The following is a 24,390-nucleotide window of genomic DNA, read 5'->3' on the forward strand; positions in this document are numbered from 1 at the left end:
GCATACGCAAGCGCTAACAACACTTAACTGTTCATTCAGACCGTGCAAAGTGTATCGTCCAGCTACTATTACTCCGAATTCTGCCTGTTTGGTGCCGCAGCATGGCACTTTGGCGCAAACCCGGTGGTCATAGCCTGCGAACTTCATTCGGCACCTTCCTCTAAGGGATCTAGTCATGCTCCGTTCCTTGCGCTTCGCCGCGCTGTTCAGCGGCCTTATTTCGAGTGCGTCCGCACTGGCGGTGGATATCGACGCCGCCAGTTATGGCTATCCCCTGACCAATCCGTTCGAGGCGACCATTGCCACGACCCCGCCGGACTTGCGCCCGGAATTGCCGCTGGACGATGACATCAATCAGTCAGACCGCAGCGTCACTCTGCGTCCGGAGCGCGAATTCATCCTGCCGGACAATTTCTGGCCGGTGAAAAAGCTGACCTACCGCATCGCCGAACAGGACAAACCGGCGCCGCTGATATTCCTGATCGCCGGTACGGGTGCGCGCTACGACAGCACGCTCAACGAATACCTGAAAAAGCTCTACTACAAGGCTGGCTACCACGTCGTGCAATTGTCCTCGCCGACCAGCTTCGACTTCATCAGCGCCGCTTCACGCTTCGCCACACCAGGGGTGACCAAGGAAGACGCTGAAGACATGTATCGGGTAATGCAGGCAGTACGTGCGCAAAACCCGAAGGTGCCAGTCACTGAGTACTACCTCACCGGCTATAGCCTCGGCGCCCTCGACGCCGCGTTCGTCGCGCACCTGGATGAAACCCGTCGCAGCTTCAACTTCAAGAAAGTCCTGCTGCTCAACCCACCGGTCAACCTCTATACCTCGATCACCAACCTCGACAAGCTGGTCCAGACCGAAGTCAAAGGCATCAACAACAGCACCACGTTCTATGAGCTGGTGCTGGCCAAGTTGACCCGCTACTTCCAGCAAAAAGGTTACATCGACCTGAACGACGCGCTGCTCTACGACTTCCAGCAGTCCAAGCAGCACTTGAGCAACGAGCAGATGGCGATGCTGATCGGCACTTCGTTCCGCTTCTCGGCAGCCGACATTGCCTTTACCTCGGACCTGATCAACCGTCGCGGCCTGATCACCCCGCCGAAATTTCCGATCACCGAAGGCACCAGCCTCACGCCGTTCCTCAAGCGTGCGCTGCAATGCGACTTCGACTGCTACCTGACCGAGCAGGTTATCCCGATGTGGCGCGCGCGCACCGATGGCGGCAGCCTGCTGCAACTGATCGATCAGGTGAGCCTGTATGCGCTCAAGGATTACCTGCATGACAGCCCGAAAATCGCCGTGATGCACAACGCCGACGACGTGATCCTTGGTCCGGGCGACCTCGGTTTCCTGCGCAAGACCTTCGGTGATCGCCTGACTGTTTATCCACTGGGCGGCCATTGCGGCAACCTTAACTACCGCGTCAACAGCGACGCCATGCTGGAGTTCTTCCGTGGCTAAATATCTCCTGCTGATTGCAGCGCTACTCTGCGCAGGCGTGGCCCAGGCCGACAACAGTAAAGCCAACGCGCCCGTGGTGGTCGACAGCGACGGCTTCAAAGAGCCGCTATCCAAACTCAAGTTCAACCCGGGACTGGATCAACGCGAGTTCGAGCGCTCGACGCTCAACGCGCTGAACGTCTACGACCCGCTGGAATCGTGGAACCGCCGGGTCTACCACTTCAACTATCGCTTCGACCAATGGGTGTTTCTGCCGGTGGTCGACGGCTACCGTTACATCACGCCAAGCTTCGTCCGTACGGGGGTGAGCAACTTCTTCAACAACCTCGGTGACGTGCCGAACCTGGTCAACAGCCTGCTGCAGTTCAAGGGCCAGCGCTCGATGGAAACCACCGCGCGGCTGCTGCTCAACACCACCATCGGCATTGCCGGTTTGTGGGACCCAGCCACCGCCATGGGCCTGCCGCGTCAGAGCGAAGATTTCGGTCAGACGCTGGGCTTCTATGGGGTGCCGGGGGGTGCCTATTTCGTGCTGCCGATCTTCGGCCCGTCGAACATCCGCGATACCGCAGGCCTGGCAGTGGATTACACCACCGAATCGGCGATCAACTTCCTCAACGTCTCGGAAGTCAGCTCCAACCACCCGGAGATCTGGGCCCTGCGTGCGGTCGACAAACGCTACCAGACCAGTTTCCGCTACGGTCAACTGAACTCACCGTTTGAGTACGAGAAAGTACGTTACGTCTACACCGAGTCACGCAAACTGCAGATCGCCGAGTAAAAACGGTTGCCACAAAACACTGTGGGAGCGAGCTTGCTCGCGAATGCGGTAGTCCAGTCAATATTTAAGTCGACTGATACTCCGCTTTCGCGAGCAAGCTCGCTCCCACATTTGCTTTGTGTCGCTGGTTAGCCCTTCACGGTTTTCCAGATTTTGCCGACGACAGAAACCACCGCCAGCACCACCGCGCCAGCGATGATCCCCGCGACACCATTGAGCAACATCGGCACCGCAAACCCGGCACTGCCAGCCGCCGCGCCAACACCCTCAATCCAGTGATGCAGCACTGGCACGCCATGGGTGAGGATGCCGCCGCCGACCAGGAACATCGCCGCCGTACCGACCACCGACAAGGTCTTCATCATGTACGGTGCGGCGCTGAGAATGGCGCTGCCGATTTTCTTCGCGAACTGCCCAGGCTTCTGGGTCAGCCACAAACCGAGATCGTCGAGCTTGACGATGCCCGCCACCAAGCCGTAAACGCCAACCGTCATGACGATGGCGATACCAGACATCACGATCACTTGTTGCGTCAACGAAGCATCAGCCACGGTGCCCAAGGTGATCGCAATGATTTCTGCAGACAGGATGAAGTCAGTGCGAATCGCACCTTTGATCTTGTCCTTTTCATAGGCCACCAGATCGGTCGCTGGATCAGCAACGGCCTCAGTCAGCTGCGCGTGCCCTGCTTCATCTTCAGCTTCGCTGTGCAAAAACTTGTGCGCGAGCTTCTCGAAACCTTCGAAACACAAGTAAGCACCGCCGACCATTAGCAGCGGTGTCACCAGCCACGGCACGAACGCACTGATCGCCAGCGCCGAGGGCACCAGAATCAGTTTATTGACGAACGAGCCCTTGGCCACGGCCCAGACCACGGGAATTTCCCGCTCGGCACGCACGCCGGAGACCTGCTGGGCATTGAGCGCCAGGTCGTCGCCGAGCACGCCGGCGGTCTTCTTGGCGGCCATTTTGCTCATCAACGCCACGTCGTCCAGCACGGTGGCAATATCGTCGACCAGCACCAGCAAACTGCTTCCTGCCATGAATCCTGTTTCCTTTTATGTGTGAATGTTGCGAAGCATAACGCGACCACAGACCACACGGGGCATTCTTGAGCGCTGCGCGAGGCCGGTGCTACCATGCGCAACCGCCAGAACAGGCAAGGAACCACCGGGTTTATGAGCACAATCCGCGAGCGCAACAAAGAACTGATCCTGCGTGCCGCCAGCGAGGAGTTTGCCGACAAGGGCTTCGCTGCGACCAAAACCAGCGACATCGCCGCCAAGGCGGGATTGCCCAAGCCCAACGTCTACTACTACTTCAAGTCCAAGGAAAACCTCTACCGCGAGGTATTGGAAAGCATCATCGTGCCGATTTTGCAGGCTTCGACCCCGTTCAATCCGGACGGCGTACCGAGCGAAGTGCTGAGCGGCTACATCCGCTCGAAGATCCGCATCTCCCGCGACCTGCCCTTCGCCTCGAAAGTATTCGCCAGCGAAATCATGCACGGCGCGCCGCACCTGAGCGCCGACCTGGTCGAGCAGCTCAACGGCCAGGCCAAGCACAACATCGACTGCATCCAGAGCTGGATCGACCGCGGCCAGATCGCCCCGATCGACCCCAACCACCTGATGTTCAGCATCTGGGCCGCAACCCAGACCTACGCCGACTTCGACTGGCAGATTTCTGCAGTCACGGGGAAGGACAAGCTGGACGAGGCGGATTATGAAGCGGCGGCACAGACGATTATCCGCTTGGTGCTGAAAGGGTGTGAGCCGGATCAGTAAGACTGCGGTGACCGCTTCGCGAGCAAGCTCGCTCCCACAGGGATTCGTGAACGCCACAGATCCAATGTGGGAGCGAGCTTGCTCGCGAATGGAGCGACTCGGTTAGCCTGTCAGACCCACATCGCATCCCACAGGGGATAGTCGCCAAACTTCTGCACTAAACCTGCCCGCAATGGGTTGGCCACGACATATCGCGCCATTTTCACCAAATCGTCTTCCCGCCTCAGCGCACGGTCATGAAATCCCTGCTGCCACAAACTGCCTTTTCTATCCGCAGCCATATTCACAGCCCGCGCGCTCAAGGATTTTGTCCGTTGCATCAGGTCACTCAAGGAACCTCGCTTCAAATCGATCAACCAATGAAAGTGGTCAGGCATAACCACCCACGCCAAAGAGTCGGCAAAGCCCTGCTCTTGGGCGCGTCGAAATTGGTCAACGACCAACCTGCCCAACGCAAAATCGTGGAAAACAGGTTCGCGATATAGGGTATTGGCAGTCAGCAGATAAATTCGGTTGGGCTCGTCGTAACGACCAAAGCGCAAGCGATGTGAAGCGGACAGTTTCGGCATTCCTTTGCCCCTTTCAAGAGATGACTTGAAAGGTTAGATCTGTACACGGGAAGGAAGCGTCAAGACTGTTAGCCAGATGTGTCCGTTGAATCGCCTTCGCGAGCAAGCTCGCTCCCACAGGGGATTTGAGGTGTTCACACTTTATGTGTCAGAACACAAACCTGTGGGAGCGAGCTTGCTCGCGAAGACTTCAGTTCAGACGCTACAGATCAAGCCGCCACCCCCGCATCCGCCCGCAACTCCAACGCCTCCACCGCCCTGATCGCCACCTGCTCATCAATATCCGACAAATCCCCGCTGATCCCGATCGCTCCCAGCACATTCCCCGCCTGATCCCGAATCAACACACCACCCGGTGCCGGCACGACGCTGCCCTGGCCCATGCTGTTGAGTGCGGCAATAAAGGCCGGGCGTTGTTGCGCGTCGAGTGCGAGCAGGCGCGAGCCTTTGCCCAGCGCGATGGCGCCCCAGGCTTTGCCGATGGCGATGTTCGGGCGCAGAAGGCTGGCGCCGTCTTCGCGTTGCAGGGTGATCAGGTGACCGCCGGTGTCGAGTACCGCGATGGTCAGCGGCGCGGCGTTGATGCCGCGCCCTGCGTTGATGGCTTCGTTGACCAGTTTGACTGCGACTTTCAAGGTTAAAGCGCTCATGGTGCCGTCCTCATTTTGTTATAGGGAAAGTCGTGGGCCTGCGGTTTTCTGCCGCAGGCCGATGCAACAAATAGAACACAATGAGTTATTTTTTTGTATACAATAATTCTCGAAAAGCGCCGCATGCGACGAAAAGCCACAGTCAGACAGGCTTCCGACGAATGAAACAGGCGCTTGAGAAAATGGATTGACCTGCGCCGTCCGCCGTGAATACACTCTGCGCAAAGCCACTTGTATACAATTACAAAACGTAAAGAGGCACAAAACCATGAGCAAAATGAGAGCAATCGAAGCCGCCGTTCTGGTGATGCGCCGTGAAGGGGTTGATACCGCTTTTGGCATCCCGGGCGCTGCCATCAACCCGCTGTACTCCGCCTTGCAGAAAGTCGGTGGCATCGATCACGTCCTTGCTCGCCACGTGGAAGGCGCCTCGCACATGGCCGAGGGCTACACCCGCACCAAGGCCGGCAACATCGGCGTGTGCATCGGTACTTCCGGCCCTGCCGGTACCGACATGGTCACCGGGCTCTACAGCGCTTCGGCCGACTCGATTCCAATCCTCTGCATTACCGGCCAGGCACCCCGCGCCCGTATGCACAAGGAAGACTTCCAGGCTGTCGACATCACCAGCATCGTCAAGCCAGTCACCAAGTGGGCGACCACTGTTCTGGAACCGGGCCAAGTGCCTTACGCGTTCCAGAAAGCGTTCTTTGAAATGCGCTCCGGCCGTCCAGGTCCAGTACTGATCGACTTGCCGTTCGACGTGCAGATGGCCGAAATCGAATTCGACATCGACGCCTACCAGCCGCTGCCATTGGCCAAACCGACCGCTACCCGCGTTCAGGTTGAAAAGGCTCTGGCGCTGCTTGATCAGGCTGAACGTCCACTGCTGGTGGCCGGCGGCGGCATCATCAACGCCGACGCCAGCGATCTGCTGGTCGAATTCGCTGAGCTGACCGGTATTCCGGTGATCCCGACCCTGATGGGCTGGGGCACCATCCCGGACGATCACCCGTTGATGGTCGGTATGGTCGGTCTGCAGACTTCGCACCGTTACGGCAACGCCACCATGCTGAAATCCGACGTGGTTTTGGGGATCGGCAACCGTTGGGCTAACCGTCACACCGGTTCGGTTGACGTTTACACCGAAGGTCGCAAGTTCATTCACGTCGACATCGAAGGCACGCAGATCGGTCGTGTGTTCACGCCGGATCTGGGCATCGTTTCCGACGCCGCTGCAGCACTGACCGTGTTCATCGAAGTCGCCCGTGAATGGCAAGCCGCCGGCAAGCTGAAAAACCGCAGTGCCTGGCTGCAAGATTGCCAGCAGCGCAAAGCCAGCCTGCATCGCAAGACTCACTTCGACAACGTGCCGGTGAAACCACAGCGCGTTTACGAAGAAATGAACCAGGTGTTCGGCAAGGACACTTGCTACGTCAGCACCATTGGTCTGTCGCAGATTGCCGGCGCGCAGTTCCTGCACGTTTACAAGCCGCGTCACTGGATCAACTGCGGCCAGGCCGGCCCGTTGGGCTGGACCATTCCGGCTGCGCTGGGCGTGGTGAAGGCCGATCCGAGCCGTAAAGTCGTGGCCCTGTCGGGGGACTATGACTTCCAGTTCATGATCGAAGAACTGGCGGTCGGCGCTCAGTTCAAACTGCCGTACATCCACGTCGTGGTGAACAACTCGTACCTGGGTCTGATCCGTCAGGCCCAGCGCGGGTTCGAAATGGACTACTGCGTGCAGCTGTCCTTCGATAACCTGAACGCGCCGGAACTCAACGGTTACGGTGTTGACCACGTCGCAGTGGCTGAAGGCCTCGGCTGTAAAGCGCTGCGTGTGTTCGAGCCATCGGAAATCGCCCCTGCCCTGCGCAAGGCCGAACAGATGATCGAAGAGTTCAAGGTGCCGGTGATCGTCGAGATCATTCTGGAGCGTGTGACCAACATCTCCATGGGTACCGAGATCAACGCTGTCAACGAATTCGAAGACCTGGCGCTGGTCGGCAACGATGCGCCAACGGCGATTTCGCTGCTTGATTGATCGTAATTAGCTCCCTCTCCCTCCGGGAGAGGGTGGCTACATTTCCCTCTCCCCCAGGAGAGGGGACTGATCGCGTTCAGTCTGACCAACCGTGTCACATCCGTTTTTAGGAGACCACCATGCCGCGTTTCGCCGCCAACCTGTCCATGCTGTTCACCGAGCAGGATTTCCTTGCCCGTTTCGACGCCGCCGCCAAGGCTGGCTTCAGCGGGGTCGAGTACCTGTTCCCGTACGACTTCAGCTCCGCTGAAATCAAGGCCAAGCTCGATGCCAACGGTCTGACCCAAGTGCTGTTCAACCTGCCGGCCGGTGACTGGGCCAAGGGCGAGCGCGGTATCGCGTGCCTGCCGGATCGGGTTGAAGAGTTCCGCGCCGGTGTCGATCTGGCGATTGCCTACGCGCAAGTGCTGGGCAACACCCAGATCAACTGCCTGGCCGGTATTCGTCCACAAGGCGTTGATGATGCCACCGTGGAAAAGACCTTCGTTGCCAACCTCAAATACGCGGCTGACAAGCTGCAAGCGGCGGGCATCAAACTGGTGATGGAAGCGATCAACACCCGCGACATCCCGGGTTTCTACCTGAACAACACGGCGCAAGCCCTGTCGATTCGCGAGCAGGTCGGCAGCGCCAATCTGTTCCTGCAATACGACATCTATCACATGCAAATCATGGAAGGCGATCTGGCCCGCACCCTGCAATCGCATCTGGGCGAGATCAACCATGTGCAGCTCGCGGACAACCCGGGGCGCAACGAACCAGGCACCGGTGAGATCAACTACCGTTTCCTGTTCGAACACCTCGACCGCATCGGTTATCAGGGTTGGGTCGGCTGTGAATACAAGCCGCTGACCACCACCGAAGCAGGCCTCGGCTGGCTGAAAACCCACAACGCAATCTAAGAACACTGCAAAACCCTGTGGGAGCGAGCCTGCTCGCGAATGCGGTGGTTCAGTCAACACGGATATTGAATGTTCCACCGCATTCGCGAGCAGGCTCGCTCCCACATAAAAGCAGCTCCCTTTTTGCTTGAAGCAGCAATAAAAACAAGAGGATTTTCTCATGGCTAAAATCGGATTTATCGGCACCGGCATCATGGGCCACCCAATGGCTTCGAACCTGCAGAAAGCCGGTCACAGCCTGTTCCTGTCGGCGCACCACGACGCCGCCCCGGCCGACCTGGTTGCCGCTGGCGCCGTCGCCCTGGCCAACCCGCGCGAAGTCGCGCAGGAAGCTGAATTCATCATCGTCATGGTCCCGGATACCCCACAGGTAGACGACGTACTGTTCCGCGCTGACGGCGTTGCCGCGGGCCTGAGCAAAGGCAAAATCGTCATCGACATGAGCTCGATCTCGCCGACTGCGACCAAAGCTTTCGCCGCGAAGATCAACGAAAAAGGCGCGCAATACCTCGACGCACCGGTATCCGGTGGTGAAGTCGGCGCCAAGGCCGCGACCCTGAGCATCATGATCGGTGGCGACGCCGATGCCTTCGAACGCGCGCTGCCGCTGTTCCAGGCCATGGGCAAGAACATCACCCTGGTCGGTGGCAATGGCGACGGTCAAACCGCCAAAGTCGCGAATCAGATCATCGTCGCCCTGAACATTCAGGCCGTCGCTGAAGCCCTGCTGTTCGCTTCGAAAAACGGTGCTGACCCAGCCAAAGTGCGTGAAGCACTGATGGGCGGTTTCGCGTCCTCGAAGATCCTAGAAGTGCACGGCGAGCGCATGATCAAAGGCACTTTCGATCCAGGCTTCCGCATCAGCCTGCACCAGAAGGATCTGAACCTGGCCCTGCAAGGCGCCAAGGAGCTGAACATCAACCTGCCGAACACCGCCAACGCCCAGCAAGTGTTCAGCACCTGCGCGGCCATCGGTGGCAGCAACTGGGACCACTCGGCGCTGATCAAAGGTCTGGAACACATGGCCAACTTCTCGATTCGCGACAACAAATAAGCCTCCGCAAACCCTGTGGGAGCGAGCCTGCTCGCGAAAGCGGTTGCACATTCAACATCCATGTTGGCTGACACACCGCCTTCGCGAGCAGGCTCGCTCCCACAAGGGATCTGAGTTGCCCTTTCGAATAACAAGAATTCCGGGAGCCCGCCATGTCGGTCGATCCGCAACAACTGCTGCGCGAGCTGTTTGCCACAGCCATCGACGCGGCCCATCCGAACCAGGTCCTCGAAGCCCATTTGCCTGCCGATCGTACCGGCCGGGTGATCGTCATCGGTGCCGGCAAAGCCGCTGCCGCCATGGCGCAAGTGGTCGAGCGCAGCTGGGAAGGTGAAGTGTCTGGCCTGGTTGTGACCCGTTACGGTCACGGCGCCCCGTGCGAAAAAATCGAAGTGGTCGAAGCCGCGCATCCGGTGCCGGACGCTGCCGGTCTGGCCGTGGCCAAACGCGTGCTCGAGCTGGTCAGTAACCTGACTGAAGAAGACCGCGTGATCTTCCTGCTCTCCGGTGGCGGCTCTGCCCTGCTGGCCCTGCCGGCCGCAGGCATCACCCTCGCCGACAAGCAATCGATCAACAAAGCCCTGCTCAAATCCGGCGCGACCATCGGCGAGATGAACTGCGTGCGCAAGCACCTCTCGGCGATCAAGGGCGGCCGTCTCGGCAAGGCCTGCTGGCCTGCGACTGTCTACACCTACGCAATTTCCGATGTACCGGGCGACCTCGCCACGGTCATCGCGTCCGGCCCGACCGTGGCCGACCCAAGCACCTCCGCTGAAGCGCTGGCGATCATCAAACGCTACGGCATCGAAATCCCCGCTTCCGTGCGTAACTGGCTGCAAAGCCCCGAGTCGGAAACCGTCAAACCCGGCGACCCGAGCCTGGCGCGCAGTCACTTCCAGTTGATCGCCCGCCCGCAGCAATCGCTGGATGCCGCTGCGGTGAAATGCCGTCAGGCCGGTTTCAGCACGCTGATCCTTGGCGATCTCGAAGGTGAGTCGCGCGAAGTGGCGAAAGTCCACGCCGGCATCGCCCGCCAGATCATCAACCATGGCCAGCCATTGGCAGCGCCGTGCGTGATTCTCTCCGGCGGCGAAACCACCGTGACCGTGCGCGGCAACGGCCGTGGCGGACGCAACGCCGAATTCCTTCTGAGCCTCACCGACAGCCTCAAGGGCCAGCCCGGCGTCTACGCCCTGGCCGGTGACACCGACGGCATCGACGGCTCGGAAGACAACGCCGGCGCGATCATGACCCCGGACAGCTACGCCCGCGCCGCCGCCCTCGGTTTGAGCGCCAGCGACGAGCTGGATAACAACAACGGCTACGGCTATTTCGCGGCGCTCGATGCGCTGATCGTCACCGAGCCGACCCGCACCAACGTCAACGACTTCCGCGCCATTCTGATCCTTGAGAGCTGCAAATCATGACGCCTGATAAAAAGGTCAAAATCCTCGCCACCCTCGGGCCTGCTGTCGATGGCATCGAAGACATCCGCGAACTGGTCGAGGCCGGGGTGAATATCTTTCGCCTGAACTTCAGCCACGGCGATCACGCCGACCACGCCAAGCGCTATCAGTGGATCCGCGAAGTCGAGCGCCAGCTCAACTATCCGCTGGGCATTCTGATGGACTTGCAGGGGCCGAAACTGCGCGTCGGCAAGTTCGCTGACGGCAAGGTGCAGCTGCATCGCGGTCAGGCCTTCCGTCTGGATCTGGACGCGACGCCGGGCGACGAGCGCCGGGTCAATCTGCCGCATCCGGAGATCATTGCCGCGCTGGAAGCGGGCATGGATCTGTTGCTCGACGACGGCAAACTGCGTCTGCGCGTGGTCACCAAGTACGACGATGCGATCGATACCACCGTGCTCAACGGCGGCGAACTGTCGGATCGCAAAGGCGTCAACGTACCGCAAGCGGTGCTCGACCTCAGCCCGCTGACCGCCAAGGATCGCCGCGACCTGAGCTTCGGTCTGGAGCTGGGCGTGGACTGGGTCGCGCTGTCGTTTGTGCAGCGCCCGCAAGACATCATCGAAGCCCGCGCGCTGATCGGCGACAAAGCCTTTTTGATGGCGAAAATCGAGAAGCCTTCCGCCGTTGAACAACTGCGCGAAATCGCGGAACTGAGTGACGCGATCATGGTGGCTCGCGGTGACCTCGGCGTTGAAGTACCTGCCGAAAGCGTGCCGCAGATTCAGAAAAACATCATCACCACCTGCCGTGAACTCGGCAAACCGGTGGTAGTAGCGACACAGATGCTTGAGTCGATGCGCTTCTCCCCTGCCCCGACCCGCGCTGAGGTAACGGACGTTGCCAACGCCGTGGCCGAAGGCGCTGACGCGGTGATGTTGTCGGCAGAAACCGCGTCCGGCGAATACCCGCTGGAAGCTGTGCAGATGATGAGCAAGATCATTCGTCAGGTTGAGAACGGCCCGGATTATCAGACCCAGCTCGACGTCAGCCGGCCGAAGGCTGAAGCGACCGTTTCCGATGCGATCAGCTGTGCGATCCGGCGTATCAGCAACGTGCTGCCGGTGGCGGTGCTGGTCAACTACAGCGAGTCGGGTGCATCGAGTTTGCGTGCGGCGCGGGAACGGCCGAAAGCGCCGATCCTCAACCTCACGCCGAACCTGCAAACCGCACGGCGTTTGAGCGTGGCGTGGGGCATTCATTCGGTGGTCAACGATCGTCTGCGTCAGGTCGATGAGGTTTGCTCAACCGCGCTGGAAATCGCCCAGGCACAAGGCATGGCCGAGCGTGGTGACACGCTGCTGATCACTGCCGGCGTGCCGTTCGGGCAGCCGGGATCGACTAACTCGCTGCGGATCGAAACATTGATTTAAGCCACACCGTTTCAAGCTCAAAAAGCACTTGGGGGAATAGCGGTAATTCCTTCAATCAAAATGCTTGAGCGCTACAACTGGCCTCATCGCCAGCAGGCTGGCTCCCACATGGGTTTTGTGTCGTTCACAAGATCAAGACTGAACAGAGATTCAGTGTGGGAGCCAGCCTGCTGGCGATGCAGGCGCCTCGGTTTCACTGACTTTCAGAACTGCCATGCCTGCCAATCATTTCAACACCCACTGCCCCGACTGGGCCGAGGCTTTGCTCAACGGTTTCAGTCAGATATTCCTCCAGCGCCATCCGCTGTGCGGCCTCCTGTGCCTGTTGGCGATCCTGCTCACTGCGCCAGTGCTGTTCGCCGGTGCGCTGCTCGGTGCCGTCGCCGGTTTGCTCACCGCGCAACGGCGCAACTACGCCAAGGCTGATCGCCAGGCCGGGTTGTTCAGCTACAACGGCATTTTGCTTGGCCTGCTGCTGAGCCTGTATTTCCCATGGTCACCGCTGCTGCCACCGCTGATTCTCGCAGCCGGCGGACTGAGCGCGATGGCCACGCAGCAATGGCTCAAACATGTGTACCGCAGCCGCTCGATTCCGGCCTACACCTCGCCGTTTGTGGCGCTGAGCTGGATCCTGCTGTTGTTCGCCGAACCGTCGGCGCCGATGGCGCACATCGAGATGAACACGCTGAACCTGCTCGCCGCTGAACTGCGCGGTTTGGGCCAAGTGATGTTCCTCGGTCACCCACTGGCCGGCGCATTGATCGCCATCGGTTTGCTGATCGCTGATCGCCGGGCGTTTTGCTGGGCGCTGCTGGCGTCGGCGATCGGCCTCGGCTCCAGTCTGCTGCACCACGAAACCAGCGCTGCACTGTTAGGCCTCGGCAGCTACAACGCCGTGCTCGCCGCCCTCGCTTTTTCCGCCCAACGCCAACAACCGTGGCTGCCGCTGCTCGGTATCGTCCTCGCGCTGCTGGTCACGCCGCTGTTTGCGGCGGTCGGCCTCGCGACGTTGACCGCGCCGTTTATCCTCGCCGGCTGGCTGATCCGTGCCGGGATTCAGACGCTCGGCAAAAACCCGGTCGAGCGTGCGCCTTGCGCTCATGGGGAGAATCAACCTAGGCTGCGCTGATCTTCGATTCAGGCGTTTTCCATGGACAGCAGCAACAGTTGGCGCGAACGGCTTTACGTGATGATTTTCCAGAGCGACACCCGCGCCGGGCGTCGCTTCGATGGCATCCTGCTGTTGATCATCCTCGCCAGTCTGGTGATCGTGATGCTCGACAGCATCGACAGCATTCACCAGAACTATGCGAACGTGCTGGCCTACATCGAGTGGGGCTTCACGATCATCTTTCTCGGCGAGTACATCTTGCGTCTGTACTGCTCACCGAAGCCGTTGCGCTACGCCTTCAGCTTTTACGGGCTGGTGGATTTGCTGGCGATCGTGCCGGGCATCCTCGCCCTGTATTACAGCGACGCGCAGTACCTGCTGATTATCCGGATCATTCGGATGCTGCGGATTTTCCGTGTGCTCAAGCTCAGCCCGTACCTCAAGCAAGCCAACTACTTGATGTCGGCGCTGCGTGGCAGCAAGCAGAAAATCGTCGTGTTTCTGGTCAGCGTCTGCACGCTGGTGACGGTGTTCGGCACGCTGATGTATGTGATCGAAGGCCCCGAGCATGGCTTCACCAGCATTCCCAAAGGCATCTATTGGGCTATCGTCACGCTGACCACCGTGGGCTTCGGCGACATTGTGCCGAAGACCCCGCTGGGTCAGGTGATTTCGTCGCTGGTGATGATCACCGGTTACTCGATCATCGCCGTGCCGACGGGGATTTTCACCGCCGAACTGGCCAACGCCATGCGCGGCGAACAGCTGCAACACGACTGCCCGGTGTGCAAGAAAAACAGCCATGAACACGGCGCCGCGTTCTGCTCGCGATGTGGCAATGCACTCTTCAAGAAACTGGAATAAGCACAGAGCTTTTTAATCTTTAAACGACTATGCGCGCCCCGTTATAGTCAGTGGCAATTGAACATCACCCCCTGCTTCTACACCGATAAAACAAGGAATGCGCAGTGAAAAAACTCTTTGGCGCCTCACTTCTCGCCGCCGGCCTGGCCTTGGCCAACCTCGCCCAGGCAGCCCCGACGCTGCTCAACGTTTCCTACGACGTGATGCGCGATTTCTACAAGGACTACAACACTGCGTTCCAGAAACACTGGCAAGCCGAGCACAACGAAAACATCACCGTGCAGATGTCATTCGGCGGTTCGAGCAAGCAAGCGCGCTCGGTCATCGATGGCCTGCCGGCTGACGTCATCACCATGAACATGGCCACCGACATCAACGCCCTCGCCGACAACGGCAAACTGGTGCCGGAGAACTGGGTCACCCGACTGCCGAACAACAGCGCGCCGTTCACCTCGGCCACTGTGTTCATCGTCCGCAAAGGCAACCCGAAAGCGCTGAAAGACTGGCCGGATCTGCTCAAGGACGGCGTGCAAGTGATCGTGCCAAACCCGAAAACCTCGGGTAACGGCCGCTATACCTACTTGTCCGCGTGGGGTTATGTGCTGAAAAATGGTGGCGACGAGAACAAGGCCAAAGACTTCGTCGGCAAACTGTTCAAGCAAGCGCCGGTACTGGATACCGGTGGCCGCGCGGCGACTACGACGTTCATGACCAACCAGATCGGCGACGTGCTGGTGACCTTCGAAAACGAAGCGGAAATGATTGCTCGCGAGTTTGGCCGTGATCAGTTTGAAGTGATCTACCCGAGCGTTTCTGCTGAAGCAGAGCCGCCGGTGTCCGTGGTCGATAAAGTGGTCGACAAGAAAGGTTCGCGTGCGGCGGCGGATGAGTACCTGAAGTACCTGTGGTCGCCGGAAGGCCAGGAGATTGCGGCGGCGAACTACCTGCGTCCGCGTGATCCGGCGGTGTTGGCGAAGTACACCGATCGCTTCCCGAAAGTTGATTTCCTTTCGGTGGAGAAGACCTTTGGTGACTGGCGTACAGTGCAGAAGACTCACTTCAATGATGGTGGGGTTTTCGATCAGATTTACAGTGGGCAGTAAGGTTTAAGCTGACATGGAAAAGGCGATCCACTGAGGTCGCCTTTTTTGTGGCCGCTTTACCCTCACCCCAGCCCTCTCCCAGAGGGAGAGGGGGCCAACCGAGGTGTCTGGCGAGTTACATCGACCTGAAAGACCTTATCGATTATGGATTCGGCACCGCAGTTTCATGTCGGCGTATTCCTTCAGCATCCCCCAATCAGTCCCCTCTCCCTCCGGGAGAGGGCTAGGGTGAGGGTCTGCTTTCACATCGGCGGCGTCACCCCATCCTTACCTGCAGAAATAGACTGCGCCGTCAGCGTGCCATCCGCACTCTGCGTGACGAACGTAACGATCTTCACCCCAACCTTCAGCAAGCTCCGATCCCCCGGCACCAAATTCACAATCGGCACATCCTCCGGCACCAGAATCTTCTGCTGCCCGCCCTTGTAGTTCACCGTCAGCACCCGCCCATTGCTCACCACCAGATCGCCGACGCTGCCATTGGTCATGCTGCTGCCCTTGGCCAGATCGAACGGCCGATGCCCGTCGCCGCTACCCGCCAGCTCCGGCGGAAACACATGCACTTCCAGCGCCTTGAGCGTGCCATCCTCCTGCGGTATCGCCGCCGAACCGATGTAGCTGCCGGGTTTGATGTCTTCGATATTGGCCAGGGTGACCGCGCGGACCTTGGTGTCGCCGGTCAACTGGATCACCACGTTCTCGCCGCTGTTGACGTGGACTTTCAGGCTGTCGGTATTGACCCCGGTGATCTCTCCGCGCACACCGATGCGCATCCCCGGAGCATCGGCGGCCTGCACGCTCGTCGCGCCGAGCAGGGTGATCAAGACAATCGTTGCGGTGTGGCGAAGCGTCTGACGAAACATTGCAATCCTCCGGTCATCAAGGTTGAACAAGCCCGATGCAAACATAAGCACGCTATCGAACGGGATGTAAGTGAATGTATCATCGACCCCCTACGGTCGGACGCAAGGTCCGCCGATGAATGACACGCCGCTAGCATCCTGTCATTGCGCAACGGAATAACTGATATCAACCGCCGGCGTCTTCTGCCCTTGCGGATTAATCCTTAGCCTCACCGCATCCCTTTCGCTGGATCGAGAAACGATATGACCGCCACAACCCACACAATGACCCGAGGCATGGTGCTGCTGTTCGCCTTCTGCTGCGGCGCCATCGTTGCCAACATCTACTACGCACAGCCAATCATCGGCCTGATCGCGCCGGACATCGGCCTCTCCGACACCATGGCCAGCTTCATCGTCTCGCTGACGCAGATTGGTTATGCGCTGGGCCTGTTTTTCCTCGTGCCGCTGGGTGATCTGCTGGAGAACCGCCGGTTGATGATCATCACCACCGTGGTGGCGATTGCCAGCCTGCTGGCGGCGGCGTTTACCGATCAGCCGAACGTGTTCCTGCTGATCTCGTTGCTGGTGGGCTTCAGTTCGGTGTCGGTGCAGATCCTGATTCCACTGGCCGCGCATCTGGCCCCGGAAGAATCCCGTGGCCGGGTGGTCGGCGGGATCATGGGCGGTTTGTTGCTGGGTATCCTGCTGGCGCGGCCGGTGTCGAGCGTGGTCGCCGATCATTTGGGCTGGCGGGCGATGTTCATGATTGCCGCAGCGCTGATGGCAGCGATCAGCGTGGTGCTCGCGTTGACCGTGCCCAAGCGCAAACCGGATCACAGCGCCACGTATGGTCAGTTGATCGGTTCGCTGTGGACGTTGCTGCGCCAGCAACCAGTACTGCGCCAACGGGCGTTTTACCAAGGCTGCATGTTCGCCACGTTCAGCCTGTTCTGGACCGCAGTGCCGCTGGAACTGGCGCGCAACCATGGCCTGTCGCAAAGCGAAATTGCGATCTTCGCCCTGGTCGGTGCCATCGGTGCCATCGCCGCGCCGATCAGCGGACGCCTGGCTGACGCTGGCCATACTCGCATCGCTTCGCTGCTGGCGATGATATTTGCCAGCCTGAGCTTCCTGCCGGCGTTCATTCACCCCGCCTACAGCGTGATCGGCCTGGCGGTGACCGGCGTGGTGCTCGACTTCTGCGTGCAGATGAACATGGTCCTCGGCCAGCGCGCGGTGTATTCGCTGGACGCGAAAAGCCGTGGCCGGCTGAATGCGCTGTACATGACCAGCATCTTCATAGGCGGCGCCTTCGGCTCGTCGGTGGCCAGTGCGGTGTATGAGCATGGCGGCTGGTTGTGGATCGTGATTGTCGGCAGTGTGTTTCCGCTGTTGGCGTTGTTGCGGTTTTTGAGTGTTGCGCAGCGTGGTTCATTGGCGACGGCGTAAGGCAAAAGCTTCGCGAGCAGGCTCACTCCCACAGGCTATTCACTGAGCCTGGGGGAGCGATGAAGCTTAATAACGAACCAGTTTCTCCATCGCCGCATCCGCCAGAAAGGAGGAGCGGCTTTTGACATTGTGTTCGCGCACATAACGATCGATTCGCTGAATCACGTAACCGGGCAGCGTTACGTTGACCTTCTCGGTCTTGCCGAGATAGGGCGAAATGTCCAGCTCGAGCATGCCCCATCCCATATTGGCAAAGTCCGGATTACTGCGATGAGCGGATGCCGAAGTCGGCATAGGAATCGACTCCCCGTCCGCCGCAATCTCCTGCAGCATGATGTGGGCGACTTCAACCGCCGCCTTGTAGGCATCTTCAAAGCTATCCCCTGCTGTAACGGCGCCGGGAATATCGGGGATCTGAATACCGATGGCGGTATTTTCATCACCCCATTCGATGCAGATTGGATATTGCATTACGGATCTCCTTCATAACTGGCTGGCGGGTTGTACAACCCGGCACGCCTCCTGATGCTTTTGACCGTCCCCAGTGGCAAATCCTTTTTCGGGTGAGGAACGGGAATCGTGTACGGGTTGTATCGGTGCCTGAAGATGTGATGACTGCCAGTGACCCGATCCAGCACCCAGCCAGCCTCCTCCAGCTCCTTGATCAATTGCCTGCTTTGCACCAATCGCCTCCTTGGCTCGGCCCTTTAAAAATAACCCTAGAGTTACCTTTACTCAAGCACAGAAATCCAGAGAGCGACGTCCGGTTGTTTTACAGAGTATGATTGATTGCATCGCAACCGGACCCGATCACACTCAGCGGCTCACATCCAAAGCCCTGAACAATAGAAGACCAGAAGAGATTGCTATGGCAATGGCGGTTTCTACCTTCAGAACAGAGTGGCTTCATCACCGGGCAGACATTGTTCGTCGTGGCGGCGCCTCGGTCGGTAAAGCCTCGTTTTAATCAACAACACGACTCCCCTGTAGGGGCGGACGCTGCCGGATCAGGATTTGTGGGCGGTGTTTCCGACGGGGCGGATGGAGAGTGCCAAGGCAAGGGCGATTGTTGAGTGTGTCCACGGGCTTCTAGTGAGCAACCATTGACGCCTAACGTTTCGTTTATTGCGATTTTCGTTTAATTCGAATAACGTCCCGACATTGTCTTTTCAGAAAGCTGGAAAACCATCATGTCGATTGTTATTCATCCGCCGGTCACCCTCCCCGTAGAGCGCGAGATCAAAGCCGCCATCGAGGGCCAGCGTGCCTTGGCCGCTTACCTCGCTACCCAATTCGAAACCCAGCACATACAGATCTTCGATGAGCAGAACGAAGCTCATCGTGTCGAGTTGCCAACGTCGGCCTTGCGCCTGCTTGCTGACATTCTTGCAGCGCTGGCAGAGGGCAACGCCGTTAAAGTCGTGCCAGTACACGCCGAACTGACCACCCAGGAAGCCGCTGATCTGCTCAATGTCTCACGCCCGCACATGATTAAGCTGCTGGAAAGCGGCGAGATTTCCTACCATAAAACCGGCAAGCACCGACGTGTGCGCTTTGCCGATCTGATGGATTATAAGACCCGGCGTGACAGCGCCAGCGAGCAGGCAATGGCGCTGCTCGCGGAGCAGGCACAAGCATTAAGGACAGGATACGAGTGAGGCATTCCTCTTTCACGGCTGCCTCGCCAATAAAGAGCCGATGCATGTGTTTTGTACCCTACGCCGCTAAGAGACTTCCTGATGTGGCTTGCCCTCTCGGGGCGGTTCCGGGCGCGATGGAGCAAGGAGATTCACAGCGAATGGAAACGCAATCTATTGAAGAACCGCACTGACCTGACCATGGAACAACTGGATCGTACGTCTGAATTGATGGACCGCGCGATCCCCGAAGCTTGCGTCTGCGACTACGAAGAACTGGTCAACGGATTGTCATTGCCCGATCAGGATGACCGTCATGTACTGGCGGCAGCCATTCGCTGTGGTGCAGGCGTCATCGTGACGTTCAACTTGAAAGACTTTCCCGATACGCAGCTCGCCCCTTTTGGTTTCGAAGCACAGCATCCCGATGAGTTCGTCGAAAACCTGTTCCATCTTAATTCGGCAGCAGTTGTCGCTGCCGCCCAAAAGCAGCGAAAACAACTGAAAACGCCAGCGATGGATGTCGAGTCGTTTTTGCGATTACTGCAACGACAAGGATTGACCCAGTCGGTCCAAGCGCTTGAAGGTTATCGCGCCATTCTCTGAAGCATTCAGCACAAACGACAGACAAAAAAACGGCGATCCAAAGATCGCCGTTTCATTCACTGCCCGAACTGCTTGCCCAACCCCGGTGGCACGCCGTGGATGTTGGTGTCTTCCCACGGGCCGTTGGGGCTGACCGAGCGGCTCCAGCCGTTGTTCCAACGGTAGTAGGTGCGCTGGCGGTAGAAGGTGTTGGTCTGGTCGTCGAGGACGTAGACGCCGAGTTTTTGGTCCCAGTGGCTGTTGCCGCCCGGTGGCGGGGCGAAGCTGGCCGAGGTGCGCGGGACGGGTTTTGCCGGTTTCGCCGGGATGCTTTTGCCAGGTGTTGGCGAGGTCGATGGGGTCGGGCTTGGCTGCGACGGCGGGATTGGCGGCAGGTTGGTGGTCGGTTCCGGTCGTTGCACCGCACATGCACTCAAGCCCAGGGCCAGTGTGAGGACTGTGATTCGGGCGATGGTGTGCATGGCGGTGCTTTCCTGTTGTGTCCGGCTATTTGTCCGGGCTGTCGATGGTCAGTTTTTGTAGCGCAGTGGTGCTGCTGGCCAGAGGGCCGCTGCGACCGACCCATTCGCCGGCAGTCGGCTGGCCGGCACGGGAGATGCGCGCAACCAGTTGGACTTCAGGGAAGTTCGACAGTTTCAACTGCGGCATCATTGCGTCAGCATCGCCCAGTTCGACGGTCACCGGCAGATCGGCCACGGTCAGGCGTTTGGCCGCCAGCGGTGCCGGTGGACCGGAGGTGGCGCGGGCGAAAATGAACACGCTATCGCCCGGTTGCACTTTGCTTCTGAGTTCGCTGGAAAGATCGACGCTGACTTTCAACAGCGCAGCTTTCGCGGCTTGCGGTGCCTGAGCGACTTTGCCGCCGCTGGCCTCCAGACGCTCGGCGGCACGTTTGATCCCGCCTTGCAGCGCCGCGCGGGAATTGTCCTCCGGCGGCAATTGCGCGAGCAAGCGGTTCCAGTAATCGATGGCTTCCTGATAACGCTCGCCTTCAAACGCAGCGATACCGAGCAAACCAAGGCTGGTGACTTCTTTCGGATCGGCCTTCAGTGCTTCGTCAGTCAGCGCCTGAATTTTCGTCGACCACTTCTTGCCGTCAGCAAAATACTGCGCCTGCGCCCACTGACCGAGCAGCTCCGGCTGACGACCGGCCAGGTTGGCGGCGCGTTCGAACATCTTCGCCGCGTCCGCCGGACGCTCTTGCGCCATGTAGGTACGACCGAGGAAATACAGGCCTTCGGCAGAATCCGGTTGCGCCGCAACAGCACGTTCCAGACGCTGGGTCATCTCTTCCATCGACTGCGGTGCCTGAGCAAATTCGCGCGTCAGTTCGACCTTGTCGGCAGCACCGAAATGCATGTAAAGACCCAGGCCCAACACCGGCACCAGCACCGCTGCCAACAGCGGCAACGGCTTGCCCAATCGGGAAACGCGCGGTGCGGCAACGCCTTCGGTATCGGCCAGCAACTCACGTACAGCCTCGGCACGACCGCTGTCCATTTGCGCCGCGTCGAGCACGCCTTCAGCCTGTTGCGATTGCAACTCGGCGACACGCTCCTGATACAACGCGACGTTCAGGGCCGTCCGATCCTCTTCACGCTGGGCGCGACGTTCACGTAACACCGGGATCAGCAGAAAACTCAGGGCGACCAGAAGCAACAGCCCTGCGGCAAGCCAGAAATCAATCATTCTTGGTTTTTATCCAACAGTTGGTCGAGGCGCTGACGCTCATCGGCGCTAAGCGATTGCGGAGTTTCGGCGCGCTGACCGCGACGACGGCGGACGATCACCGCAATCACCACCAAACCACCGAGCAGCAGCCCGGCCGGGCCGAACCACAACAGTGCGGTTTTGGCATTGAGCGCCGGTTTGTAGCGGACGAAATCACCGTAGCGATCGACCATGAAGTCGATGATCTGCTGGTTGTCCTTGCCCTCGCCGAGCATGCGGAAAATCTCTTTGCGCAGGTCAGCGGCAATCGGTGCGTTGGAGTCGGCGATGTCCTGGTTCTGGCACTTGGGGCAGCGCAGTTCCTTGGTCAGTTCGCGGAAACGCTCACGATCACCTTCTTTGGCGAACTCGTAGGTGTCGATGGCGGCATGGGCCACGCCGACCAGACTCAGGCCCAAAACCACGGCGGCTAAGAAACGCTTCATGGCTTGGCCTCATCGACCAGCGCCTGATATTTCGCGGCGAGTTTTTCGCGCCAGACCTGCTCATCGATCACGCCGACATACTTGTCGCGGATGATGCCCTTGGCGTCGATGAAGAAGGTTTCCGGCGCGCCGTAGACACCGAGGTTCAGGCCCAGCGAGCCTTCGTCATCACGGATGTCCAGCGCGTACGGATTATGGAATTCGGCCAGCCACTTCAAGGCATCGGCGTTGGTGTCCTTGTAGTTGATGCCGTAAATCACCACGCCGCGCTCGGCGAGTTTGTTCAGCACCGGATGCTCGACCCGGCAGGAAATGCACCAGGTGCCCCAGACGTTGACCAGCGCCGGTTTGCCGAGGATGTCAGCCTTGGTCAGGCTCTTGTCGCCCTGCACGTTGGGCAGGGAAAACTCCGGGAACGGCTTGTTGATCATCGCCGACGGCAGCTCCGCCGGATCGAGGTACAGACCGCGATAAAGAAACACCGCCACCAGCAGGAAAATCGCCAGTGGCACCAGCATCAACCAACGTCTCATGCAGCCGCTCCCGTCATGCCCAGGGCTTCACGCACCTTGGCTTTCACCTTGACCCGATAACGTCGATCCAGCGCCGCCAGCAAACCACCGAAGCCGGTGAGCAGCCCGCCGAACCAGATCCAGCGCACGAACGGTTTGACGTGCACGCGCACGGCCCACGCGCCATTTTCCAGCGGTTCACCGAGGGCAACGTAAAGGTCACGGGTGAAACCGGCGTCGATGCCGGCTTCGGTCATCATCGAACTTTGCACGGTGTACAGACGTTTTTCCGGGTGCAGTACGCTGATTTCCTTGCCGTCGCGGATCACGCGAATGGTGCCTTTGTCCGAGGTGAAGTTCGGCCCTTCGAAGTGCTTGGCGCCTTCGAAAATAAAGTGATAACCGGCCAGGTCCATCGACTCGCCCGGCGCCAGACGCAGGTCGCGTTCGGCACTGTTCTGGCTCGACAACACTACGCCCAAGGCGCACACGGCGATGCCCAGGTGGGCGATCTGCATGCCCCAATAGCTGCGGGTCAGGGTTGGCAGGCCTTTGATCAAGCCCTTGTGGCGAGTCTTGTCGACAATGTCGCGCACACCGGCGAGCAACACCCATGCAGCGAGCAGGAAAGTCGCGATCACTGCCCAATTGAAATCGCCATAAGCGACACCAGCCACCACCGCCAGCGCGACGCTGCCGAGCAGCACTGGCGTGAGCATGCCGGCCAGCCACTTCACCGGTGTGTCTTTCCAACGGACGATTACACCGACCGCCATGACCATCATCAGCAACGCCATCAACGGAATGAACAGCGCGTTAAAGTAAGGCGGGCCGACCGACATTTTCGCGCCGCTGAGGGCATCGAGAATCAGCGGGTACAGCGTGCCGAGCAGAATCATCGACGCGGCCACCACCAGCACCAGGTTGTTGCCCAGCAGCAGGGTTTCCCGCGACCACAGGTTGAAACCGACCTGACTCTTCACCACTGGAGCACGCAGGGCGAACAGCGTCAGTGAACCGCCAACCACGAACAGCAGGAAGATCAGGATGAACACGCCGCGCTCAGGATCGGAAGCAAACGCGTGCACCGAGGTCAGTACGCCGGAACGCACGAGGAACGTCCCGAGCAGGCTCAGCGAAAACGCGGCAATCGCCAGCAACACCGTCCAGCTCTTGAACACGCCACGTTTTTCCGTGACCGCCAGCGAGTGAATCAGCGCGGTGCCGACCAGCCAAGGCATGAAGGAGGCGTTTTCCACCGGATCCCAGAACCACCAGCCACCCCAGCCGAGTTCGTAATACGCCCACCACGAGCCGAGGGTGATGCCGATGCCGAGGAAGGCCCAGGCGACGATGGTCCATGGCCGCGACCAGCGCGCCCACGCGGCATCGAGTCGACCGCCCATCAAAGCGGCAATGGCAAAGGCGAACGCTACCGAAAAGCCTACGTAGCCCATGTACAACATTGGCGGGTGAACGATCAGGCCGATGTCTTGCAACAACGGATTCAAGTCGGCGCCATTGCTGGGCATTTGCGGCAGGATGCGTTTGAACGGGTTGGACGTGAGGATCAGAAACAGCAGGAAACCGGTGCTGATCATGCCCATCACCGCCAGTACACGAGCGAGCATGACTTGCGGCAACTGCCGCGAGAACACCGACACGGCGAAGGTCCAGCCACCGAGAATCAGGGCCCACAGCAGCAACGACCCTTCGTGGGCGCCCCACACCGCGCTGAATTTGTAGTACCACGGCAAAGCGGTGTTGGAGTTGTTCGCCACATACGCGACGGAGAAGTCATCGGTCATGAACGCGTAGGTCAAAATGCCGAACGCGAACAGCAGAAAAGCAAACTGCCCCCACGCCGCTGGCTGGGCCAGACTCATCCAGAAACGGTCACCGCGCCAGGCGCCAATCAATGGCACCACGGCCTGCACCAGCGCAAAACACAGCGCCAGAATCATCGCCAGATGGCCCAACTCAGGAATAAAAATCGCCGATGTCATC

General features: G+C 59.4%; 25 protein-coding genes and 1 pseudogene. 15 read left to right on the forward strand and 11 right to left on the reverse strand.

The annotated features are described in order from the left end of the window. The first annotated feature begins 175 nt into the window (after window positions 1-175). Together HUW52_RS22880 and HUW52_RS22885 are read left to right on the forward strand one after the other, a co-directional pair. Window positions 176-1,474 carry a serine protein kinase PrkA gene (locus HUW52_RS22880; RefSeq protein WP_016987510.1) on the forward strand — a complete coding sequence of 433 codons (1,299 nt, stop codon included), beginning with the start codon at window positions 176-178 and terminating at the stop codon, window positions 1,472-1,474. Then, window positions 1,467-2,255, forward strand: coding sequence for a VacJ family lipoprotein (locus tag HUW52_RS22885; RefSeq protein WP_175554974.1), 789 nt, complete (start codon window positions 1,467-1,469; stop codon window positions 2,253-2,255). Before HUW52_RS22880 ends, HUW52_RS22885 begins: the two co-directional genes overlap by 8 nt. A 128-nt stretch (window positions 2,256-2,383) precedes the next feature. Here HUW52_RS22885 and HUW52_RS22890 read toward each other — a convergent pair whose 3' ends face one another. Continuing rightward, window positions 2,384-3,298, reverse strand: coding sequence for a DUF808 domain-containing protein (locus HUW52_RS22890; protein ID WP_016987508.1), 915 nt, complete (start codon window positions 3,296-3,298; stop codon window positions 2,384-2,386). Window positions 3,299-3,433: 135 nt separating this feature from the next. Here HUW52_RS22890 and HUW52_RS22895 point away from each other — a divergent pair, with 135 nt between their 5' ends. Then, complete coding sequence (locus tag HUW52_RS22895; RefSeq protein WP_008083515.1) at window positions 3,434-4,042, forward strand: TetR/AcrR family transcriptional regulator; 609 nt, start codon at window positions 3,434-3,436, stop codon at window positions 4,040-4,042. A 110-nt stretch (window positions 4,043-4,152) separates the two neighbouring features. Here the strand turns inward: HUW52_RS22895 and HUW52_RS22900 are convergent, their stop codons facing one another. Together HUW52_RS22900 and HUW52_RS22905 are read right to left on the reverse strand one after the other, a co-directional pair. Continuing rightward, window positions 4,153-4,611, reverse strand: a complete 459-nt coding sequence (locus HUW52_RS22900) for a transposase (protein WP_093439884.1) — start codon at window positions 4,609-4,611, stop codon at window positions 4,153-4,155. Window positions 4,612-4,820: 209 nt separating this feature from the next. After that, the gene (locus HUW52_RS22905; protein ID WP_175554975.1) at window positions 4,821-5,261 is read right to left on the reverse strand and encodes a heme-binding protein; all 441 of its coding nucleotides are present in this window, start codon (window positions 5,259-5,261) and stop codon (window positions 4,821-4,823) included. Window positions 5,262-5,529: 268 nt separating this feature from the next. On the opposite strand from HUW52_RS22905, the gene gcl reads away from it, so the two are divergent. From gcl to HUW52_RS22945, 8 genes are all read left to right on the forward strand, one after another. Continuing rightward, a complete protein-coding gene (gene gcl, locus HUW52_RS22910) occupies window positions 5,530-7,305 on the forward strand; it encodes a glyoxylate carboligase (protein ID WP_007919935.1) in 1,776 nt (591 codons plus the stop codon). A gap of 119 nt (window positions 7,306-7,424) precedes the next feature. Then, on the forward strand, window positions 7,425-8,207 hold the full coding sequence (hyi, locus tag HUW52_RS22915) for a hydroxypyruvate isomerase (RefSeq protein ID WP_077571696.1): 783 nt from the start codon (window positions 7,425-7,427) through the stop codon (window positions 8,205-8,207). A gap of 160 nt (window positions 8,208-8,367) precedes the next feature. Next, window positions 8,368-9,261 carry a 2-hydroxy-3-oxopropionate reductase gene (locus tag HUW52_RS22920; RefSeq protein ID WP_007919937.1) on the forward strand — a complete coding sequence of 298 codons (894 nt, stop codon included), beginning with the start codon at window positions 8,368-8,370 and terminating at the stop codon, window positions 9,259-9,261. Window positions 9,262-9,413: 152 nt separating this feature from the next. Beyond that, window positions 9,414-10,688: a glycerate kinase gene (locus tag HUW52_RS22925; protein ID WP_175554976.1), complete on the forward strand. Its 1,275-nt coding sequence runs from the start codon at window positions 9,414-9,416 to the stop codon at window positions 10,686-10,688. Continuing rightward, entirely contained in the window at window positions 10,685-12,100 is a 1,416-nt protein-coding gene (gene pyk, locus HUW52_RS22930; RefSeq protein WP_116032412.1) for a pyruvate kinase, read from the forward strand. Before HUW52_RS22925 ends, pyk begins: the two co-directional genes overlap by 4 nt. 214 nt (window positions 12,101-12,314) lie before the next feature. Beyond that, entirely contained in the window at window positions 12,315-13,229 is a 915-nt protein-coding gene (locus HUW52_RS22935) for an urea transporter (protein ID WP_175554977.1), read from the forward strand. A gap of 21 nt (window positions 13,230-13,250) precedes the next feature. Further along, window positions 13,251-14,075, forward strand: a complete 825-nt coding sequence (locus HUW52_RS22940) for an ion transporter (RefSeq protein ID WP_038363916.1) — start codon at window positions 13,251-13,253, stop codon at window positions 14,073-14,075. Between the two features lie 104 nt (window positions 14,076-14,179). Further along, complete coding sequence (locus tag HUW52_RS22945; RefSeq protein ID WP_016987500.1) at window positions 14,180-15,178, forward strand: sulfate ABC transporter substrate-binding protein; 999 nt, start codon at window positions 14,180-14,182, stop codon at window positions 15,176-15,178. Window positions 15,179-15,420: 242 nt separating this feature from the next. Here HUW52_RS22945 and HUW52_RS22950 read toward each other — a convergent pair whose 3' ends face one another. Beyond that, window positions 15,421-16,041: a DUF5666 domain-containing protein gene (locus HUW52_RS22950; RefSeq protein WP_175554978.1), complete on the reverse strand. Its 621-nt coding sequence runs from the start codon at window positions 16,039-16,041 to the stop codon at window positions 15,421-15,423. A 243-nt stretch (window positions 16,042-16,284) separates the two neighbouring features. On the opposite strand from HUW52_RS22950, the gene HUW52_RS22955 reads away from it, so the two are divergent. Further along, window positions 16,285-17,472 (forward strand): MFS transporter, encoded by a 1,188-nt coding sequence (locus tag HUW52_RS22955; protein WP_016987498.1) that lies wholly within the window; start codon window positions 16,285-16,287, stop codon window positions 17,470-17,472. Window positions 17,473-17,538: 66 nt separating this feature from the next. Here the strand turns inward: HUW52_RS22955 and HUW52_RS22960 are convergent, their stop codons facing one another. Next, window positions 17,539-17,943: a type II toxin-antitoxin system HicB family antitoxin gene (locus HUW52_RS22960; protein ID WP_016987497.1), complete on the reverse strand. Its 405-nt coding sequence runs from the start codon at window positions 17,941-17,943 to the stop codon at window positions 17,539-17,541. After that, the gene (locus HUW52_RS22965) at window positions 17,943-18,155 is read right to left on the reverse strand and encodes a type II toxin-antitoxin system HicA family toxin (protein ID WP_016987496.1); all 213 of its coding nucleotides are present in this window, start codon (window positions 18,153-18,155) and stop codon (window positions 17,943-17,945) included. Before HUW52_RS22965 ends, HUW52_RS22960 begins: the two co-directional genes overlap by 1 nt. Before the next feature lie 313 nt (window positions 18,156-18,468). Here HUW52_RS22965 and HUW52_RS30490 point away from each other — a divergent pair. The 3 genes and pseudogenes from HUW52_RS30490 to HUW52_RS22975 all read left to right on the forward strand — a co-directional run. Continuing rightward, window positions 18,469-18,579 (forward strand): annotated as a pseudogene (locus tag HUW52_RS30490) (LysR family transcriptional regulator); the annotation flags it as partial. An 83-nt stretch (window positions 18,580-18,662) separates the two neighbouring features. After that, window positions 18,663-19,130: a helix-turn-helix domain-containing protein gene (locus HUW52_RS22970; RefSeq protein ID WP_175554979.1), complete on the forward strand. Its 468-nt coding sequence runs from the start codon at window positions 18,663-18,665 to the stop codon at window positions 19,128-19,130. Window positions 19,131-19,211: 81 nt separating this feature from the next. Next, window positions 19,212-19,715 carry a PIN domain-containing protein gene (locus HUW52_RS22975; protein ID WP_026000781.1) on the forward strand — a complete coding sequence of 168 codons (504 nt, stop codon included), beginning with the start codon at window positions 19,212-19,214 and terminating at the stop codon, window positions 19,713-19,715. Between the two features lie 56 nt (window positions 19,716-19,771). Here the strand turns inward: HUW52_RS22975 and HUW52_RS22980 are convergent, their stop codons facing one another. From HUW52_RS22980 to HUW52_RS23000, 5 genes are read right to left on the reverse strand one after another with little or no spacing between them, the layout of a single operon-like run. Further along, window positions 19,772-20,176 (reverse strand): hypothetical protein, encoded by a 405-nt coding sequence (locus tag HUW52_RS22980; protein WP_016987493.1) that lies wholly within the window; start codon window positions 20,174-20,176, stop codon window positions 19,772-19,774. A gap of 25 nt (window positions 20,177-20,201) precedes the next feature. After that, on the reverse strand, window positions 20,202-21,404 hold the full coding sequence (gene ccmI / locus HUW52_RS22985; RefSeq protein WP_175554980.1) for a c-type cytochrome biogenesis protein CcmI: 1,203 nt from the start codon (window positions 21,402-21,404) through the stop codon (window positions 20,202-20,204). Then, complete coding sequence (locus tag HUW52_RS22990) at window positions 21,401-21,871, reverse strand: cytochrome c-type biogenesis protein (protein WP_175554981.1); 471 nt, start codon at window positions 21,869-21,871, stop codon at window positions 21,401-21,403. The genes ccmI and HUW52_RS22990 overlap by 4 nt, the downstream gene beginning before the upstream one ends. Further along, window positions 21,868-22,404, reverse strand: a complete 537-nt coding sequence (locus HUW52_RS22995) for a DsbE family thiol:disulfide interchange protein (RefSeq protein WP_007919961.1) — start codon at window positions 22,402-22,404, stop codon at window positions 21,868-21,870. Before HUW52_RS22995 ends, HUW52_RS22990 begins: the two co-directional genes overlap by 4 nt. Next, window positions 22,401-24,389, reverse strand: a complete 1,989-nt coding sequence (locus HUW52_RS23000; RefSeq protein WP_175554982.1) for a heme lyase CcmF/NrfE family subunit — start codon at window positions 24,387-24,389, stop codon at window positions 22,401-22,403. Before HUW52_RS23000 ends, HUW52_RS22995 begins: the two co-directional genes overlap by 4 nt. Between the last annotated feature and the right edge of the window lies 1 nt (window position 24,390).

The sequence above is a fragment of the Pseudomonas sp. 43A genome, from assembly GCF_013363935.1.
Classification (GTDB): domain Bacteria; phylum Pseudomonadota; class Gammaproteobacteria; order Pseudomonadales; family Pseudomonadaceae; genus Aquipseudomonas; species Aquipseudomonas crudilactis.

Coding starts and splice junctions, on each gene's coding strand:
- HUW52_RS22880 (WP_016987510.1), top strand. CDS start 176: ATGCTCCGTTCCTTGCGCTTCGCCGCGCTGTTCAGCGGCCTTATTTCG.
- HUW52_RS22975 (WP_026000781.1), top strand. CDS start 19,212: ATGTGGCTTGCCCTCTCGGGGCGGTTCCGGGCGCGATGGAGCAAGGAG.
- HUW52_RS22920 (WP_007919937.1), top strand. CDS start 8,368: ATGGCTAAAATCGGATTTATCGGCACCGGCATCATGGGCCACCCAATG.
- HUW52_RS22950 (WP_175554978.1), bottom strand. CDS start 16,041: ATGTTTCGTCAGACGCTTCGCCACACCGCAACGATTGTCTTGATCACC.
- HUW52_RS22900 (WP_093439884.1), bottom strand. CDS start 4,611: ATGCCGAAACTGTCCGCTTCACATCGCTTGCGCTTTGGTCGTTACGAC.
- HUW52_RS22980 (WP_016987493.1), bottom strand. CDS start 20,176: ATGCACACCATCGCCCGAATCACAGTCCTCACACTGGCCCTGGGCTTG.
- HUW52_RS22890 (WP_016987508.1), bottom strand. CDS start 3,298: ATGGCAGGAAGCAGTTTGCTGGTGCTGGTCGACGATATTGCCACCGTG.
- gcl (WP_007919935.1), top strand. CDS start 5,530: ATGAGCAAAATGAGAGCAATCGAAGCCGCCGTTCTGGTGATGCGCCGT.
- HUW52_RS22925 (WP_175554976.1), top strand. CDS start 9,414: ATGTCGGTCGATCCGCAACAACTGCTGCGCGAGCTGTTTGCCACAGCC.
- HUW52_RS22960 (WP_016987497.1), bottom strand. CDS start 17,943: ATGCAATATCCAATCTGCATCGAATGGGGTGATGAAAATACCGCCATC.
- ccmI (WP_175554980.1), bottom strand. CDS start 21,404: ATGATTGATTTCTGGCTTGCCGCAGGGCTGTTGCTTCTGGTCGCCCTG.
- HUW52_RS22995 (WP_007919961.1), bottom strand. CDS start 22,404: ATGAGACGTTGGTTGATGCTGGTGCCACTGGCGATTTTCCTGCTGGTG.
- HUW52_RS22935 (WP_175554977.1), top strand. CDS start 12,315: ATGCCTGCCAATCATTTCAACACCCACTGCCCCGACTGGGCCGAGGCT.
- pyk (WP_116032412.1), top strand. CDS start 10,685: ATGACGCCTGATAAAAAGGTCAAAATCCTCGCCACCCTCGGGCCTGCT.
- HUW52_RS22940 (WP_038363916.1), top strand. CDS start 13,251: ATGGACAGCAGCAACAGTTGGCGCGAACGGCTTTACGTGATGATTTTC.
- HUW52_RS22895 (WP_008083515.1), top strand. CDS start 3,434: ATGAGCACAATCCGCGAGCGCAACAAAGAACTGATCCTGCGTGCCGCC.
- hyi (WP_077571696.1), top strand. CDS start 7,425: ATGCCGCGTTTCGCCGCCAACCTGTCCATGCTGTTCACCGAGCAGGAT.
- HUW52_RS23000 (WP_175554982.1), bottom strand. CDS start 24,389: ATGACATCGGCGATTTTTATTCCTGAGTTGGGCCATCTGGCGATGATT.
- HUW52_RS22905 (WP_175554975.1), bottom strand. CDS start 5,261: ATGAGCGCTTTAACCTTGAAAGTCGCAGTCAAACTGGTCAACGAAGCC.
- HUW52_RS22990 (WP_175554981.1), bottom strand. CDS start 21,871: ATGAAGCGTTTCTTAGCCGCCGTGGTTTTGGGCCTGAGTCTGGTCGGC.
- HUW52_RS22970 (WP_175554979.1), top strand. CDS start 18,663: ATGTCGATTGTTATTCATCCGCCGGTCACCCTCCCCGTAGAGCGCGAG.
- HUW52_RS22955 (WP_016987498.1), top strand. CDS start 16,285: ATGACCGCCACAACCCACACAATGACCCGAGGCATGGTGCTGCTGTTC.